The organism is Caballeronia sp. INDeC2 (genome assembly GCF_023631325.1).
GTDB lineage: Bacteria > Pseudomonadota > Gammaproteobacteria > Burkholderiales > Burkholderiaceae > Caballeronia.
Genome location: NZ_JALQDG010000041.1, coordinates 15,501 through 33,271 on the forward strand (window position 1 = coordinate 15,501; position 17,771 = coordinate 33,271).

Annotated in this window: 11 protein-coding genes and 1 pseudogene; 5 read left to right on the plus strand and 7 right to left on the minus strand. The window is 64.3% G+C overall.

From position 1 onward, the window contains the following. Nucleotides 1–47 precede the first annotated feature (47 nt). Nucleotides 48–1,855: pseudogene (locus NCS28_RS25825) on the plus strand (GGDEF domain-containing protein). 5 nt (nt 1,856–1,860) lie between these two features. On the opposite strand, the gene NCS28_RS25830 reads toward NCS28_RS25825, so the two are convergent. Together NCS28_RS25830 and NCS28_RS25835 are read right to left on the minus strand one after the other, a co-directional pair. After that, entirely contained in the window at nt 1,861–6,720 is a 4,860-nt protein-coding gene (locus tag NCS28_RS25830) for a response regulator (protein ID WP_250516621.1), read from the minus strand. Between the two features lie 185 nt (nt 6,721–6,905). Next, on the minus strand, nt 6,906–7,682 hold the full coding sequence (locus NCS28_RS25835) for a substrate-binding domain-containing protein (RefSeq protein WP_250516622.1): 777 nt from the start codon (nt 7,680–7,682) through the stop codon (nt 6,906–6,908). A gap of 162 nt (nt 7,683–7,844) precedes the next feature. On the opposite strand from NCS28_RS25835, the gene NCS28_RS25840 reads away from it, so the two are divergent. Together NCS28_RS25840 and NCS28_RS25845 are read left to right on the plus strand one after the other, a co-directional pair. Next, entirely contained in the window at nt 7,845–8,099 is a 255-nt protein-coding gene (locus NCS28_RS25840) for a DUF6723 family protein (protein WP_250516623.1), read from the plus strand. 220 nt (nt 8,100–8,319) lie between these two features. Next, nucleotides 8,320–9,708 carry an MFS transporter gene (locus NCS28_RS25845; RefSeq protein ID WP_250516624.1) on the plus strand — a complete coding sequence of 463 codons (1,389 nt, stop codon included), beginning with the start codon at nt 8,320–8,322 and terminating at the stop codon, nt 9,706–9,708. A 329-nt stretch (nt 9,709–10,037) separates the two neighbouring features. Here NCS28_RS25845 and NCS28_RS25850 read toward each other — a convergent pair whose 3' ends face one another. From NCS28_RS25850 to NCS28_RS25870, 5 genes are all read right to left on the minus strand, one after another. Further along, entirely contained in the window at nt 10,038–10,991 is a 954-nt protein-coding gene (locus NCS28_RS25850; RefSeq protein WP_250516625.1) for an ABC transporter permease, read from the minus strand. 7 nt (nt 10,992–10,998) lie between these two features. Further along, nucleotides 10,999–11,979, minus strand: coding sequence for an ABC transporter permease (locus tag NCS28_RS25855; protein ID WP_250516626.1), 981 nt, complete (start codon nt 11,977–11,979; stop codon nt 10,999–11,001). Beyond that, the gene (locus NCS28_RS25860; RefSeq protein WP_250516627.1) at nt 11,969–13,531 is read right to left on the minus strand and encodes a sugar ABC transporter ATP-binding protein; all 1,563 of its coding nucleotides are present in this window, start codon (nt 13,529–13,531) and stop codon (nt 11,969–11,971) included. Before NCS28_RS25860 ends, NCS28_RS25855 begins: the two co-directional genes overlap by 11 nt. Nucleotides 13,532–13,600: 69 nt before the next feature. Further along, nucleotides 13,601–14,608 carry an ABC transporter substrate-binding protein gene (locus NCS28_RS25865; protein WP_250516628.1) on the minus strand — a complete coding sequence of 336 codons (1,008 nt, stop codon included), beginning with the start codon at nt 14,606–14,608 and terminating at the stop codon, nt 13,601–13,603. Between the two features lie 128 nt (nt 14,609–14,736). Beyond that, nucleotides 14,737–15,825, minus strand: coding sequence for a LacI family DNA-binding transcriptional regulator (locus tag NCS28_RS25870; RefSeq protein ID WP_250516629.1), 1,089 nt, complete (start codon nt 15,823–15,825; stop codon nt 14,737–14,739). 208 nt (nt 15,826–16,033) lie between these two features. On the opposite strand from NCS28_RS25870, the gene NCS28_RS25875 reads away from it, so the two are divergent. Next, the gene (locus tag NCS28_RS25875; RefSeq protein ID WP_250516630.1) at nt 16,034–16,834 is read left to right on the plus strand and encodes a phytanoyl-CoA dioxygenase family protein; all 801 of its coding nucleotides are present in this window, start codon (nt 16,034–16,036) and stop codon (nt 16,832–16,834) included. Further along, nucleotides 16,831–17,763, plus strand: a complete 933-nt coding sequence (locus NCS28_RS25880; protein WP_250516631.1) for an aldose 1-epimerase — start codon at nt 16,831–16,833, stop codon at nt 17,761–17,763. Before NCS28_RS25875 ends, NCS28_RS25880 begins: the two co-directional genes overlap by 4 nt. Nucleotides 17,764–17,771: the final 8 nt, after the last annotated feature.

A 17,771-nucleotide genomic window follows, 5' to 3' on the forward strand; every position in this document is an offset into this window, starting at 1 on the left:
GGCGGGCCGTTAGTTTTGCCGATAGCCCGTTCAAGCGAAAAAGGCCCATGTCCCTCAGCCTATGCGTCCCCGAGACGCGCAACTCCAGCATCCAGCAGCTCATCGCATCGAATGCGTTGACGGCCGTGTTTCAACCTATCGTGCGTCTCGCGGACGGCGAGATCATCGGCTATGAAGGGTTGATTCGCGGGCCCGCGGGCACCGCGCTGGAATCGCCCGCGGCGCTCTTCGAGCAGGCCGTGCACGAGCGGCACAGCATCGCGCTCGAACAGGCGGCCGCGCGAGCCTGCATCGGCTCATTCGCGCGCCTCGCGCGCACGGGCCTGCTCTTCGTCAATTTCAGCGCGGCGGCGCTCGAATCGGGCATCGACGAATGCGAAGCGCCGGGCGACCTCGCGAGAGAAGGCGGACTCGATGCAAAGCGGCTCGTCGTCGAGTTGACGGAGCAAAGCGTGATCGCCGATGCCGAGCGCTTCGGCGCGCGGGTGCATGCGCTGCGTGCGTCCGGTCCGCAATTCGCGCTCGACGACTACGGCAGCGCGAATGCATCGATGAATTTATGGGTGCGGCTCGCACCGCACTACGTGAAGATCGACCGCTTCTTCGTCGCCGATATCGCGCGCGATCCGCTCAAGTTCGAAGCCGTGAAGGCGATGGTGTCGTTCGCCAAGGCGAGCGGCGCGTTGCTGATCGCGGAGGGCATCGAGACCGAAGCGGATCTTGAGATCGTGCGCGACCTCGGCATCGCCTGCGCGCAGGGCTATTTGCTCGGCCGGCCCGCCGCGAGCCCCGATGCGCGACTGCCCGATGCGGTCGCCAACGCGCTGCGCTCGGCGCAGATTTCGGTGTACCCGGCGCGCACGCGCACGAGCGCGACCGCCGACATGAACGCGGTGCTGCTCGAACGCATGCTCGTCGAAGCGCCGACGCTCACGGTGAGGTCGCGCAACGACGATGTCGTGCGGCTCTTCAACGCGATGCCTTCGCTGCACGCGGTCGCGATCGTCGACGACGGCAGTCCGGTCGCGCTGATCAATCGCCGATCGTTCATGGATCAATACGCGCTGCCTTATCACCGCGAGGTCTTCGGCAAACGGCTTGCATGCAGTTTGCAAATCTCACGCCGCTCGTGGTCGAGCGCGGTTCGACGCTGGAGCAGATCGCGCGCCTCTTCGCGAACGACGATCAGCGCGATCTGTCGGATGGCTTCATCGTCACGGACGGCGGCCGCTATGCGGGACTTGCGACGGGCGCAAGCATGGTGCGCGCGGTGACCGAAGTGCGCGTCGAAGCGGCGCGTTATGCGAATCCGTTGACGTTTCTGCCGGGCAATGTCCCGCTCAATTCGCATATCGACAGGCTGATCGCGAACGGCGCCGCGTTCGTCGCATGCTATTTCGATCTCGATCACTTCAAGCCCTTCAACGATCGATACGGCTACTGGCAAGGCGATGAAGTGCTGAAGGCGACGGGCAATACGCTCGCATCCGTATGCGAGCCGACGCGGGATTTTCTCGGGCACGTCGGCGGCGACGATTTCCTGGTGCTGTTCCAGAGCGACGACTGGCGCGAGCGCGTCGAGCGCGCGATCGGGACGTTCAACGAACTCGTGACGCGCTTCTATGCGCCGATGGAACGGATCGCGGGTGGCATTCACGGCGAAGATCGGCTGGCGCGGCCCACGTTCTACGGGTTCGTGAGGTTATCGGCGGGGGCGGTGTGCATCGGGCCGGGCGCGGCGCGCGGCAGCGCGCATGTGAGCACCGTGGCCGCCGTGGCCAAGCGCTGGGCCAAGGAGCATGCGAGCGGGTTTGCGGTGCTGGAACTATCGGAGTTCGATGCGGGCGTGATGTAGCGCTTTTACCTCGCCACCGCCGCATTCAACGCATTGATCATCGCGAGCGGATCGAAAGGCTTGCGCACCAGAACGGACCTCGGCAGGGCGCGCCTTTCGTCATCGCCGAGCGTGAGATCGTAGCCGGTCACGAACACGACGCCCAGCTCCGGCGCGCTGCGGCAAGCGGCGATCGCCAACTCCACGCCGGATTGACCGGCAAGATCCACATCCGTCAGCAGCACTTCGAAGCGGTGCTCGCGCAGCAACGCAAGCGCCTTATCGACGCTGCCCGCATCGATCAGATCCAGCCCCAACGTGCGCAACAACTCGGCAGTGCTCGTGCGCACCAGCTCGTTGTCTTCGACGTACAGCACGCGCATGTGCGACGGCGCATCGTCCTCGGCGACACGCGGCACGCTCGTGTCGGTGTCCCCGACAACCGGCGCCGCTGGCTGCGCAGCTTGCCCGAGCACATGCCGCACCTTGCGCGCCAACGCCTCGTACGTATAAGGCTTGCTCAACAGGTCGATGCCTTCATCGAGCCGTCCGGCATGCACGATCGCGTTATCCGTATAACCCGACGTGAACAGCACCGCGATGCCAGGCACGCGTTCACGCGCCTTGCGCGCAAGCTCGGTGCTGCGCAACGGTCCGGGCATCACGACATCGGTGAAGAGCAGATCGACCGGCACGCCGCTCTCGACGATCGCAAGCGCGCTCTGCGCATCCTTCGCCCGCAACACGCGATAGCCGAGATCGGCGAGCAGTTCGACGACGGTCGCGCGCACTTCTTCATCGTCCTCGACGACGAGAATGGTTTCGCTGCCGCCTTTGGCCGGACCGGCGTCGATATGCGTTTCGAGATCTTCTTCCTCACGCGCGCGCGGCAGATAGAGGCGCACCGTCGTGCCGTGTCCTTCCTCGCTGTACACCTTCACGTGGCCGCCGGACTGCTTGACGAAGCCATACACCATCGACAGCCCGAGGCCCGTGCCCTGGCCCTCGCGCTTGGTCGTGAAGAACGGCTCGAACGCGCGCTCCTGCACTTCGGGCGACATGCCCGCGCCCGTGTCGGTCACGGCGACCATCACGTACTGACCGGGCGACACCTCGACGTTGCGCATCGCGTAGGCTTCGTCGAGCGAGGCATTGCCCGCTTCGATCGTGAGCTTGCCGTGACCGTTCATCGCATCTCGCGCGTTGATCGCGAGATTGAGCAGCGCGTTCTCGACCTGAAACGGATCGACGAGCGTATTCCACAAGCCGCCCGACACGATGGTTTCGATCTCGATGCCATCGCCGAGCGCGCGGCGGAACATGTCGTCGAGGCCGCGCACGAAGCGGCCCAGATTCACGACCTTCGGCGCGAGCGGCTGACGTCTGCCGAACGCGAGCAGTTGCGACGCGAGATTCGCGCCGCGCGCGACGCCCGCGAGCGCATTGCGCACGCGCTGCTCCGGCTTGTCCTTGCCGGCGACGTCCTTCGCGAGCAATTGCAGATTGCCGCCGATCACTTGCAGCAGGTTGTTGAAGTCGTGCGCGACGCCGCCCGTCAGCTTGCCGATCGCTTCCATCTTCTGCGCCATGCGCAGCGCTTCTTCGGCGTGCCGCAGCGCGTCGGCGGTTTCGCGGTCAGCCGTGACGTCGCGGCCCACGCCGTGTATGCGCCGCGTGCGCGGATCGAGCGATACCGTCCAGGCGATCCAGCGCCAGCCGCCGTCCGAACGGCTCAGCCGGCATTCGTAGCGCACCGGCTGGCCGCTCGCGCGCAGCTTGCCGAGTTCGGCGGTGGCCGCCTGCACATCGTCCGGATGCACGAGGTCCATCACCGTGTGCGAATGCAGGCGCTGCGAATCGAAGCCGAGGACCGTCGTCCATGAAGGGCTCACCCGCAGCAGCGCGCCCTCGAAGCTCGCGACGAAGAGCAGGTCCTCGCTCAGTTCCCACAAGCGGTCGCGATCCGCGACGGCATCGGCCACGCGGCGCTCCAGCGTCTCGTTCAGATCGCGCAGCGCATCCTGCGCCTTTTTGCGTTCGGCGATCTCGTCCTGCGCCGCCTGAAAGAGACGCGCATTGTCGATGGCGATCGCCGCCTGCGATGCGATGCCCGCGAGCACACGCTCCGAGCGCTCCGTGAAGATACCCGGCTCAGGATGCCCGAAGAAGAGCCCGCCGAGCACTTCGCCGTCGCGCGAGACGACCGGCGCGGCGAGATAGCTGCATACGGCGAGATGGCCCTTCGGCATGCCGTGATGCGGCGCGTTGTGGCCGTAGCGCCGATCTTTCGTGATGTCGTCCGAGCGCACGATGCCTTCGCCGGCGAAGGTCGGACCGAACACCGCGGTGTTGCGCGGCATCGGGAATTGGGCGAAGGTGTCCTTCGGCACGCCCGACAGCGTATAGAGCGTGTAGCGGCCGCCCTTGTCGTCGAGCACGTTGTAGAAGAACGAGCCGAAGGCGGCGCCCGTCAGCTCGGTCGCGGCATCGACGACGACCTGCACCGCGCGGCTCAGTTCCAGCTCGCCCGCGACCGCCGTGCCGACGCGGTTGAGAACTTCCAGCGTGCGCGATTCGTCGCGCAGCTTCTCTTCGGTCGCGTGACGCAATCGCGCGAGGCGCAGATTGCTCGCCACGCGCGCGAGCAGTTCGCGCGCGGCGAAAGGCTTGGTCAGGTAATCGTCCGCGCCTGCTTCGAGGCCGCCGACGCGCGCCTCTTCGCCCGCGCGCGCCGACAGCAGCACGACCGGCGTCTCGCGCAGCGCTTCGTCCTCGCGCAGCGCGCGCAGGAGCCCGAAGCCGTCGAGGCGCGGCATCATCACGTCGGAGACGATGACCTCGGGATGCACCGTGCGCGCCATCGCGAGCGCGGCCTCGCCATCGGCGGCGACGCTCACGTCGTGGCCCGCCGCGATCAGCATGCGGCGCATGTAGTCGCGCAGGTCGGCGTTGTCGTCGACCACGAGCACGCGGCCGGGCGACGCGTCGCCGTTCGCGTCCACGCCGAGCGGCGCGTCTTCCTCGCTTTCGACGACGGGCTGCTCGTGCGCGTCGGGCGCCCAGCGCATGGCAGCATCGACATACGAACGGGCCCGAATGCTCGCTTCCGCATGCTGCGCGCCTTGCACATCGAGCGCGGTCTCGCGCGGCGCGGGCAACGTGACGGTGAAGCACGCGCCGTCGCCCGGCGTGCTTTCCACGCGGATCGTGCCGCCGTGCAGCTTGACGAGCTCCTGCACCATCGCGAGCCCGATGCCGCTGCCTTCCATCGAACGGCCCGCCGCGCCCGCGACGCGATGAAAGCGTTCGAACACGCGCGCGAGCTCTCGCTCCGGAATGCCGATGCCCGTATCTCGCACGCTCAGTTCGATGCCGTGCTCCGCGCTCGCGTGCAGCGAAATACGGATGACGCCGTCGAACGTGAACTTGAACGCGTTCGACAGCAGGTTCATCACGATCTTTTCCCACATGTCGCGGTCGATGTTCGCGATCACGGGCGTCGATCCGATATCGATCTCGAGGCGCAGGCCGGCCGTTTCGATCGCCGAGCGAAAGAGCGATGCGAGCTCCGCGGTGAACACGGCGATGTCCGTCGGCTGCCGGTGAATCTCGATGCGCCCCGCCTCGATGCGCGAGAAGTCGAGCAGCGCGTTGACGAGCTTCAGAAGCCGCAAGCCGTTGCGATGCATGATCTCGACGATCCGCATGTCTTCCCGGCTCACGCGATCGGGGCTCGCGAGCAGTTCTTCGAGCGGGCCGAGCATCAGCGTGAGCGGCGTCCTGAACTCGTGGCTGATGTTGGAGAAGAACGTGGTCTTCGCGCGGTCGATTTCGGCGAGCGCTTCCGCGCGCCGGCGCTCTTCGTCGTAGGCGTGCGCGTAGCCGATCGCCGCGCCGATCTGGCCCGCCACCAGATTCACGAACGCGCGATACGCTTCGTCGAACACGCGATAGGGATTGAGCGCTGCGATCAGCACGCTCGCGCGGCCTGTTTCGCCCGAAGGCGCGATGGGCACGATGACGGCGCTCGTCGGCGCGGCGTTCCATGCGCCCGTGGGCAGCGGCGCATCGATGAGACGATCCAGATCCGTGACGATGCGCGCTTCGTTCTCGCGCAGCACCTCCGGGAAGGGCCACGGATTTGGCTGCGCCGCATGCAGCGTCGCGGGCGCGGCGCGATGCCCCGGTTCGATGCCGCTCGCGCCGACGAGCGTCGCCGTGTCGCCGTCCGGATCGAGCGCGTAGAGCAGCGCGAAGGGCATGTCGCGCGAGGCGATTTCGAGCGCGCTCATCGAACGTTCGCACGCTTCGCGCCACGTGCGCGCGTCGGCTGCGGATGCCGCCAGCTCGCGCAGCACGTGCAACTGGCGCTCGCCGATCACGCGTTGCGTGTCGTCGCTGTTCGCGCAGATGATGCCGCCCGCGCCGCCGCGATCGTCGGGAACCGGGCTGTAGGAGAACGTGTAATACGTTTCCTCCGGAAAGCCGTTGCGCTCCATGATGAGGAGCTTCTGTTCGACGTAAGTGCCTTCGACGCCCGCGAGCGCGGTGTCGAGCAGCGGGCCGATTTCGCTCCAGATTTCGCGCCACACGACCGACGTCGGCCGGCCGAGCGCCTGCGGATGCTTGCCGCCGATGATCGGCTTGTACGCGTCGTTGTAGAAGAAGAGCAGATCGGAGCCCCAGCCGACCCAGATCGGCTGGCGCGAGGTCAGCATGATACGGATGGCCGTCTTGAGACTTTGCGGCCAGTGCGCGGGCGAACCGAGCGCCGTCTGCGTCCAGTCGATTGCGCGGATGAGCGCGCCCATGTCGCCGCCGCCCAGGAGGAAGCTAGGGTCGAGCCCGTCCATCCTCGTATCCGCGATCAGATTGTCAGGTTTCATCGACCCTTGGTCTCCTGGCCCGGTCTCTCGATGCGGCGACGTCATGTGGCGGCAATACCCGTATTAAGGATCGAATCGATGGCGCGCCGCGCTTGCAAAGGCGCGCGGGCGATTTTTGAATTCTCGCACGGAAAACGCTTCGGCTTCTGCCGGCCATACGCGTGGCAGGGCCGCCGGAATCGCGCTCAGGGCGCGGCGATCGGATCGAGTCCGGTGGCGCGCACGGTGTCCTGCGCTTGCGGCGACGCGAGAAAGCGCAGCAGCGCGCGCGCCTCGTCCGGATGTTTTGCGCCGCTGGGAATGCCGGCCGCGAAACGCGTGACCGACTGCACGTCTTCGGGAATCCGCCCGACGAATTGCGCGCCCGGCACCGGCAGCAGTTCGCTGACCTGCTGAAGGCCGATTTCGAAGTCGCCGTTCGCGACGACCGATGCCACCGGAATCTTCGGGACCATCTTCGCTTTCGCTTTCACCTGATCTTCGATGCCGAGTCTTCTGAACATTTCGTTCTGAATGTAGACGCCGCTCGCGCTGTCCGAATAGGCGATGGACTTCGCATGGAGCAGCGCCTGTCTGAGCGCATCCACGCTGCCGATGTCGGGCTTGGGCGCGCCCGCGCGCACCGATACGCCGATGCGCGAATCGGCGAGCTCGACGCGCGAATCTGGCATGACGAGGCCGCGCTTGATGAGATCGTCGAGCGCGTAGCCGACCATGATGACGACATCGGCCGGCTCGCCGCGTGCAAGCCGGTTGGGGATGGCTTCGGGCGCCTGGCCCATCGACGGGCCGAGCGCGGTGTCGAGCGTGTCGCCGGTCTCAGCGGTGAACTTCGGGCCGAGGATCTTGTACGCGGCCGTGAATCCGCCGGAACTCATCACGTGCAGGTCGGCGGCCTTGACGGCATGAGCGCAAATGGTAATGAACGAAAACGCGATGAGCTTCGTGACGAGCGATTTCATGGAAGGTCGAAAAAAGAAGGGGATGCCATTTGACCGCAAAGCCGCGCGCACGCGCAAGGCGGTGATGGGTTCGACGTTCGGAACGCTTTTTGCTGAAACGATGCCAGCACAAGCACATTGCGTACTCACGCTGCCACGACGTTCGAGAACATGTCCAGATCGATGCCCAGAACCACACTCACCTCCGAAGCAGGGCTATACGAAGGCTTCGATATCTACGCGTCCTACGTGGTCAACGCGACGGGCATGCATATCGGCACACTCAAGGTGGTTCGCAAGCGCGACAAGCGCGTGCTCTATCCATTCGACGGCTGCGAGACCATCGGTCCATTCGAATCCAGCGAGGATGCGCGGCGCGCCGCCGAAGCGCTCGGCAGACGAATCGTCACGGCGGACATCTCCCATCCGGAGCATTGATCGCACGTCGTCCGCGAATGTCCTATGACACACGGTAAAAGCCACGCGAGTTCCCCCGTCGATCGGCAAGAATCGCACGGGCTTCGGGGAAAACCCCAGCGTCTCGATCGTCCTAGGACATGCGGGACGCACAGGATGCGTCTGTATCTTGAACTCAAGGCGGTGCGTGGCGCGCGAACGCGGCGCAGCACCGGGTCACTGACGCATCCGGACGACGACTATGAGTTATGTGCAACCATCCACGAGGCAAGACGCGCAATTGCGCGGGCCCATCAGACGCGCGATGGCTGCTTCGGCCATCGGCAATGCGACCGAGTGGTTTGATTACGGCATCTACAGCTACGGCCTCACCTATATTTCGGCTGCGCTCTTTCCCGGCAGCACCGCGCAGGCGACGCTCTTCGCGCTCGCGACCTTTGCGATTTCCTTTCTCGTGCGGCCGCTCGGCGGACTCTTCTGGGGACCGCTCGGCGACCGGCTCGGCCGCAAGCATGTGCTCGCGCTGACCATCATCATCATGTCGATGGCGACGTTGCTCGTCGGCCTCTTGCCTTCGTATGGGAGCATCGGCTGGTGGGCGCCCGCGGCGCTCGTCTTGCTGCGCATGATCCAGGGCTTCTCGACGGGCGGCGAGTACGGCGGCGCGGCGACTTTCATGGCCGAGTACGCGCCCGATCACAAGCGCGGCTTTTGCGGCAGTTTCCTCGAGTTCGGCACGCTTGCGGGCTTTTCGCTCGGCGCGTTTCTGATGCTCGGATGCTCGGTCCTCTTGGGCAACGACGCGATGCACGCTTGGGGCTGGCGTCTGCCGTTCCTCGTCGCGGCGCCGCTCGGGGTTATCGGCCTGTATCTGCGCTCGAAGATGGAAGATACGCCGGTGTTTCGCGAATGCGCCGAAGCGGCGGAACGCGAGCATCATGCGGGCGTACCGTTGCGTGAGCTTTTTGTCAGCTACTGGAAGCCGTTGCTTCAGCTCGGTGGACTGGTCGTCGCGTTGAACGTGGTGAACTACGTGCTGCTTGCGTATATGCCGACGTTCATGAAGAAGGAACTCGGCATGAGCGATAACCTTTCGCTGCTGCTGCCCTTGATCGGCATGTTGTCGATGATGGTGCTGCTGCCGTTCGCGGGCGCGCTGTCGGATCGCATCGGAAGGAAAAAGGTGTGGTGGCTGTCGCTCGCCGGCATCTTCGTCGCGGCCGTGCCGATGTTCACGTTGATGTCGCATGGCATCGCCGGCGCGCTGATCGGGCTTGGGGTGCTGGGACTGCTTTATGTGCCGCAGCTCGCGAGCATTTCGGCGATGTTTCCCGCTATGTTCCCGACGCAGGCCCGTTATGCGGGGATGGCGATCGCTTATAACATTTCGACGTCCATCTTCGGAGGCACGGCTCCGATGGTCACGGACTGGCTCATCGGGCGCACCGGTAATACGCTGGTGCCGGCGTATTACATGATGGGGGCTTGCGTGGTGGGGGCTGTTGCGTTGTTGTTCGTGACAGAGACGGTGGGGTGCTCGTTGCGTGGGCGGGGGATGCCTGGGGTTGGTGCCGGGGCGCGTCAGGGGGATGGCGGGGTAGAGGTGGTGCCGGAGCATCGGCACGCTTGAGGGGTTGTTTTTTTGGCCGGTGTGCGGCCCGGCGTTTTGTGCGCACGGGCCGATTTTTTTGTGCGGTTCGCTCGCGACGCCCGGTTCTAATTCGGCAATTGCTCGATGTCCGATAGACAGTCTCTTTAACCCGTTGATGAAACACGGCGCGGCGTGTCTCGCAAGACTAGAGATGAGCTGGCCGGCGGACGCTTTCCATTGTCCGTATCACGATTTCCGGCATAACTCGCGAGCGAAAGAACGCTCTTGAAGTGACCATGTTCCTTTCCTGACGAAGCGATCAACTCGAACCCCATCTGCGTTATCTCACCGATGCGCGCGTAGTCACTTCATCTCGCCACCCTCACCGCCGTCTTGCGACCGAGCACCCGCGCCTGCAGCACAATCACAAGCAGCAAAAACAGCCCGCGAATCACCGACTGCCAATAAGCCGAAAGCGAGATGTACCCCAATCCGTTTTCAAAGTTCAAAAGATTGAACACAAGCCCAAGCAGCGCGACACCGGCGATCGTCATCGCGATGGAACCTTCACCACCCGTCAAACGCGTTCCTCCGAGCACCACCGCCGAAATCGCAAACAACTCCCAGCCGACGCCCTCGTTCGGCTGTCCCGCCCCGAACTGCGCGGCGAGAATCGCGCCTGCTATGCCAGCGAGCAACCCGGAAACGGCATAAACAAAAACCAGCGTGCGATCGACGTTCAACCCCATCAATCGCGATGCCTCCTCGCTGCCGCCGATCGCCAACGCATGCCGCCCGAAGCGCGAGCTGCGCAACGCAATCCACCCGATCACCGCCGCCACCGCGCACACGATCCCAGGAATCGGCAAGCCAAAAAAATCGCCTTGCCCGAACGCGGCAAAATTCCCATCCGACGCTATCGCCACCGAATCGTTATGACCGAGCAATAACGCAAGCCCATGCGCGCCGAGGCTCGTCGCCAGCGTGACGATGAACGGCAAGATCCGCATATGCGTAATGACGAGCCCGTTCAATACGCCGACTGCAAGCCCCGCGAACGACCCCGCAAGCACGCCCGCCCACGCGCCGTGCGCACTCGCCAGCGCCGACACGACGCTCGCCAGCGCCGCCACCGCGCCGACCGACAGATCGATGCCGCCCGTGATGATCACGAACGCCATCCCAATCGATATCAGCAGAAACATCGAGTTGTATCGCCAGAACGACGTGACGTTATATGCCGATAAAAAATGCTCATAGCGCGTGACGCCAAGCACGAGCAACACGACGAGCGCAACCAGAATGGGCAGGTTCTTCTTCATGGCAAAGTCAGCCTCGCTTGCGTTGCACGTACACCGCGGCAATGATGATCGCAGCCTTCAGCACGAGCGCGGCGGCATCCGGAATGCCGTGCGCGAGCAGCGTGTAACGCAACAACTGAATGATGAGCGCGCCGATCAACGTGCCGGTGATATACGCCTTGCCGCCCGTCAGCGCAGTGCCGCCCACCGCCACCGCCGCGATTGCATCGAGCTCGACGCCGAGGCCCACCACGTTCGCATCCGACGATGAATTCACCGAAATCGATATGAGCCCCGCGAGTCCGGCGAGCGCCGCGCACACAGTGTACGCGATCATTTTCACGCGCGCGGTCGGAATGCCGGAGAGATACGCGGCATCCTCGTTGCCGCCCGTCACGAGCAGGTACTTGCCGAAGAGCGTCTTGCGCACGATCCATGTGAACAACACGACGAGCGCGAGCATCAACAGAATCTGGAAGGGCACGCCCGCGACCTTGCCGAGCGCGATCCATTGAAACGCGGGATTGTTGAACGCCTGCAGGCTGCCGTCGGTGACGACCTGCGCGATGCCGCGTCCCGCGATGAACAGCACGAGCGTCGCGACGATAGGCTGCACGTTCAGACGCGTCACGAGAAAGCCGTTGAAGACGCCGCATGCGGCAGCCGCGATGATCGGCAACGTGAACGCGAGAATAATGCCGAGCGGTCCGTCGATATTCATGAAGAGCATCGGCGCGAGCGCACCGGCGATCGCCATCGAAGCACCGACTGACAAGTCGATGCCTCCTGTCGCGACGACGAGCGTCATGCCGATGCCGACGATCACGATCGTCACCACTTGCGTGAGATTCACGTTGAACGTCTGCAGCGACAGGAAGTGCTGCGTGAAGATCAGATTGAAGACGATCATCGCGAGCAGCACGGCGACTTCGCGCTGTATCGCGACGCCGCGCTTTTTCTTCACGGGCGCCTGCACGATCTGTGCGGCGCGTTGCGTGTCATCGATCATGTTTCGCCTCCTCCACCGCTTCGGCAAGCGTCGATTCCGCGCCCGTGCCGTAAGCAATCGCGTCCATGATGGAGGACTCGTTCATCTGCGCGCCGTCGAGTTGCGCGACCGTTTCGCCATCGCGTATCACGACCGCGCGATCGGCCACAGCGGTGAGTTCTTCGAGTTCCGATGCCGATAGCAGCACCGCAAGGCCCGCATCGCGCAACTCGCGCACGATCTTCGCGACATCGGCTTTCGCGCCGACATCGATGCCGCGCGTGGGTTCGTCGAGCAGCAGCAGGCGAGGGTTCGTCGCGAGCCAGCGCGCGAGCAAAACCTTCTGTTGATTGCCGCCGGAGAGTTCACGTATCGGCTGGTCCGGCGAACGCAGCTTGATGCCGAGGGATTCGACGAAGCCATCGACGATCTCCCGCTGCTTCGCGACATCGACCACGCCGCGCTTCGTCAACGCGGGCAAACAAACGAGCGTCAGGTTATCGCGCACGGAGAGCTCCGGCACGACGCCTTCGGCCTTGCGATCTTCCGTCAGATAAGCGATGCCGCGCGCAATCGCATCTTTCGGCGATTTGAACGCCGCATGCTCGCCGCCGACAACGAGTGCGCCCTTGGCCGGACGATCCGCGCCGAAGAGAAGACGCATCGTCTCCGTGCGTCCCGAGCCGAGCAGGCCCGCGAGACCGACTGCTTCGCCCGCATGCACATCGAGCGATACGTCCGTGACTTTCGCGCCAGCGGCGAGGCCTTGCGCGGACAGCGCAACGGGCCCGCGCTTCGCGAGATTCGCTTCCTTCACCGCGCTGTCTTCGTGCACGACGGCGGCGAGCGTGCGGCCGAGCATCGTCGTGACGAGCTTCAGCTTGTCCATCTCCTGCATCGAATTTTCAGCGACGGTCTGACCGTCGCGCATCACGGTGACCCGATCGCAGAGCGCATACAGTTCATCGAGCCGGTGCGACACGAAGATCACCGCGCGCCCGTCGTCACGCAAACGGCGCACGACGGTGAAGAGCAGCTCGACCTCGCGTTCGTCGAGCGAGGACGTCGATTCATCCATGATAACGAGCTTCGCATCCGACGACACCGCGCGCGCGAGCGCGACCATCTGCTGGATCGCGGTGGAATATTCGCGCACGGGTTTTCTGACATCGATTCGTAATCCGAACGATTCGAGGAGTTCAGCCGCGCGTCGTTGCACTGTCTTCCAGTCGATGAGACCGAAACGGCGCGGCTCACGTCCGAGAAAGATGTTCTCCGCGACCGAGCGGAACGGCACGAGATTGATCTCCTGATAGATCGTGCTGATGCCTGCTTCGCGTGCGTCCTTCGGTGTGCGGAAATCGACCTCGCGGCCATCGAAGCGAATCGTGCCTGCGCTCTTGCGATAGGCGCCCGTGAGGATCTTGATGAGCGTGGACTTGCCCGCGCCGTTCTGGCCGATCAGGGCGTGCACTTCGCCTGCCGCGACCGAGAGGCGCGCGCGCTTGAGCGCCGCGACGCCGCCGAACGCAATGTCGATGTCCTGCATGTCGAGAAGGGGAGTCTGAGCCATGCCGTGAGTCCGTCGAAATGAAAAAGCGAGCGCCTTCGATCAGGCGCCCGCAAGACACACACACTCCGCTCAGTACCCGTACTGCATGCTCGCGTCGACGTTGCTCTTGTCGTAGAAGCGATCCGAGACCTTCACCCACGGCGGAATCGTCTCGCCCTTCGCGTACTTCTGCGCGACATCGCATGCGAGCGGCCCGAAGAACGGGCTCGACTGCACGCTCGCGCCGAGCTCGCCCGCCTTGATCGCTTCGAGGCCGCCCTTGGTGCCGTCGATCGTCACGAGAACGATGTCCTTGCCCGGCTGCTTGCCCGCCGCCTTGATCGCGGCGATCGCGCCGAGCGCCATTTCGTCGTTATGTGCGTAGACGGCGGTGACATCCGGATGCGCCTGCAGAAGCGTCTCCATCACCTGGCGGCCCTTGTCGCGCGCGAAGTCGCCGCTTTGCGACGCGACGATCTTCATGCCCGGATTCTTCGCGATGACTTCGTCGAAGCCTTTCTTGCGATCGTTCGCAGCGGACGCGCCCGTCGAGCCTTCCAGTTCGATGATGGTCGCCTTTCCGTTGGTCGCCTTCACGAGCCAGTCGGCGGCGCGGTGTCCCTGATCGATGAAGTCCGAGCCGATGAACGTGATGTAGTCCTTGCCCGCCTTCGCCATCGACTGGTCGATGTTGCGGTCGACGAGGATCACCGGAATGCCCGCTTTCTTCGCCTGCATTACGACGGGCACGAGCGGCTTTTCTTCACGAGGCGGGAACACCAGCAGATCGACGTGCTGCGCGATCATGCTCTGAATGTCCGAGACCTGCTTGGCCGCCGAGCTGTTGGCGTCGGTCATGACCATCTGCCAGCCGCATTTCGCGGCGATGTCCTTGAAGCTCTTCGTTTCCGCGAGGCGCCACGGGTTGTTGCTCTCCGTCTGCGCGAAGCCGACCTTCAACGGCTTCTTGTTCGGGATCTTTGGCAGCGCGTCATCGGCGGCGTGGGCGGCGGTGAAGCCGGCCGCGAGCGTCAGGGCGGTCAGTGCAGCGGCGAGCGGGCGCAAGCCCATGCGCGATTTCTTCTCTAGCGACAGCATGTCTTCCTCCATAGGATGGTTTGCCTTTTTCTAGTAGTGCCGATGCTTGTGTTGCCCGGTCAGTCTGCTGCGAGAGTAGTCATGCCTACGACGGTTTCGGCGATTATTTCATCGCGTTTTATTAGCGGTCAATCGCTAATATTATTAATTGCGAGCTGTCTTGCTTCGGCGATTTCCCTGACCGAGCCGCGCTCGATCAGCGGTCCGTCGAGTTTCACGGTGCGGCGTCTTACGGGCGCGCCGGCTGCGCGGTTCTCTTCTTCCTGAAGCAGCGTTTCGACCGCCCAGCGCCCGAGCTCGTAGTTCGGCAATACGACGGTGGAAAGCGGCGGATGCGTATGCCGTGCGATCTCCTGATCGTCGTAGCCGAGCACGGAGACGTCGTCCGGCACGCGCAGACCGAGCTGCTTCAGCGCCTCGATCGCGCCGAGCGCCATCAGGTCGTTCGCGCAGAAGATCGCGGTCGGCGGATTCGGCTCGCGCATCAGCGAGAGCGTGTGTTCGAAGCCGGTGTCCGGACTCCAGTCGCCTTCGCGCACGAGCTCCGGCGCGAACGGCAGATCGGCTGTCGCGAGCGCGGTCCGATAGCCCTTCAGTCGATCGCGCGCCGCGTCCTGCCACGGCTCGCCGTTGATATAGCCGATGCGCTTGTGCCCCGCGGCCAGGAGATGATCCGTCGCGGTGTGGCCGCCCGCGACCTCCGCGGGCACGACCGACGACACGCTTGCATCGCTCATATAGCAGTTGAGCAGCACGGTCGGAACCCTGGCGAGCACGGCGGGCAACGTCACGCGGCGCGTGTAGACCGTCGCGTAGATCACGCCCAGCACGTTCGGATTGCCGAGCGTCGCGTCGAGCACGCGCGCCTCGATCTCGGCGTTGCCGTGCGTCGAATAGACCGCGAGCATGCGGCCGTTGGCGAACGCGGCATCGCGCGCGCCGTCGATGCTGACGACCGGATGCGGGCTCGTCGAAATTTCGTCGGCGAGATAGACGATCAGATTGCGTTCGCCCTGACTCTCCAGTGCGGCGACCGGTTCGCGCTGCGTCATGCGATAGCCGAGTTCCTGCGCGGCGCGCAGCACCTTGTCGCGCGTGGTGTCGGAAAACTTCGCGCCGCTTGCGTTGTTCAGCACGAGCGAGACCGTCGATTGCGAGACTCCTGTGAGCTTCGCGATGTCGGTCATCGTCGGGCGGCGTTGCGTGGATTTTTTCATTGTGCGTGGCGCGTGCGGCTGAACCCTCCGCGGATCATCTCGCGCGGGCCGGAGAAACTTGCCACTAATATTAGTGATGAATGACGCGGAAAGCACGTGTTTATTGGCCATTTGAGGTCAGGGTTTTCACCGGTTATTACTAATAATATTGACGGACGGATTACACGCGTGCGATTCTGTTTTCGCACTGACAACGAGGAGATCGCGCATGGGCAAGTACGACGAAAGCACGCGGGACGCATTCGCCGAAGCATTCGAACGAGACGGCTTCTTGCTGCTGCGCGAGCATTTCCCGCGTGCAGTGATCGAAGCCTGGAACGATGCGTTCGCGCAGCTTCTGCAACCGCACGTCGACGCCGTGCGCGAAGCATCGACGAGCGGTAATCGCGGACCAGGGCGCTATTACGTCACGCTGCCGTTCGAAGGCGAGTTCGCGGATCCGTCTGTCTTTTGCGATGACGACATCGTCGGCATCGTCGAGCGCGTGGCCGGGCGCGATCCTGTGATGTGTCAACTCGCCACCGACACGCCCGTCGCCGGCTCCGAATACCAGGACTGGCATCGCGATACGCCGCCGCTTTTCGACGACGCACCCGAAACGCCTTCGTTCCAGCTCGCGGTGAATTTCCCGCTCGTCGATGTCGATGAACGCAACGGCCCGCTCGAAACGACGCGCGGCACGCATCGCATGTCGCGGGACGAAGCGCTGGCCGGTCTGGAGGCAGGACGCTTCGCCGCCGAGCAAGTGCCGATGAGGGTCGGCGACGTGATGATCCGCGATGTGCGCGGGCTGCATCGCGGCACGCCGAATCTGAGCGGCGAGCCGCGTCCGATGGTGGTGATCGGCTACAGCCGCGCGTGGTATTTTCGGCCCGAGGTGCATATCGACGTGCCGCGCGACGTGCTTGCCGAATTGCCTGCGCGCGCGCGGCGTCTGTTGCGCTTCAATCCTGTGGTCGAGAAGACGGCGCGCGTTTTCGACGAAAGCTATCGGCAGTTCGCATATTGAGCGCCGCGCCGCCCGATACGCTCGTCGAGTTGCGTCACGGCGCGCGGCGCGTGCTGCTCGCGCCGTATGTAGGCGGATCGATCGCGGCCTTCGACGAAATACGCGATGGCCGTTCGATCGACTGGCTGCGTCCCGCGACGCCTGCCGCGCTCGCCGCCCGCGATCCGCTCGGCATGGCGAGCTTTCCGCTTCTGCCGTACTGCAACCGCATCCGCGATGCACGCTTCAGTTTCGACGATGCGATCGTCGACCTGTCCGGCGATGGCAATGCGTTCGCGCATGCGCTTCACGGCAACGCATGGCGCTTGCCGTGGCGCGTGGGCGATGTGGCGAAGTCGCGCGCGCGGTTGCATTTTTTGCACGAGCCTTCGCATACAGCGGCGCGTCACTGGCCGTTCGCGTATGAGGCGACGCAGGACATCGAGCTCGATGCTCACACGCTAATCGTCACGATCTCCGCGCGCAACCTGTCCGATCGGCCGATGCCCTTCGGCATGGGACATCACCCATACTATCCGCGCACGCGCAACACACGCATTCACGCACGCGTTGCGACGATGTGGCATAGCACGCCGGATCTGCTGCCGACGCACGCGGGTGCGCATCCGTGCGTCGATGCGATGGCGTCGAACGAAGGCATGTCCGCCGATGCGTTCGATCTCGACAACAACTTCGCCGGCTGGTCGCGCACGGCGACGATCGCCTGGCCGGACGAAGGGCGCGCGATCACGCTCAGCGCCGAGTCGCCGTTCGATCACATGGTGGTGTACGCGCCGGCGTCGCATCCCGATTTGCTCTGCGTGGAGCCGGTGAGCAACGTGGCGGATTGGGTCAATCTCGATGTCGACCGCGCACTGAAGGGCGGTGCTGTGCTGGAACCGGGCAAGTCGGTCACCGCGTCGTTCGCGTGGACGACTCGCTTCGGGTAGGACCACGT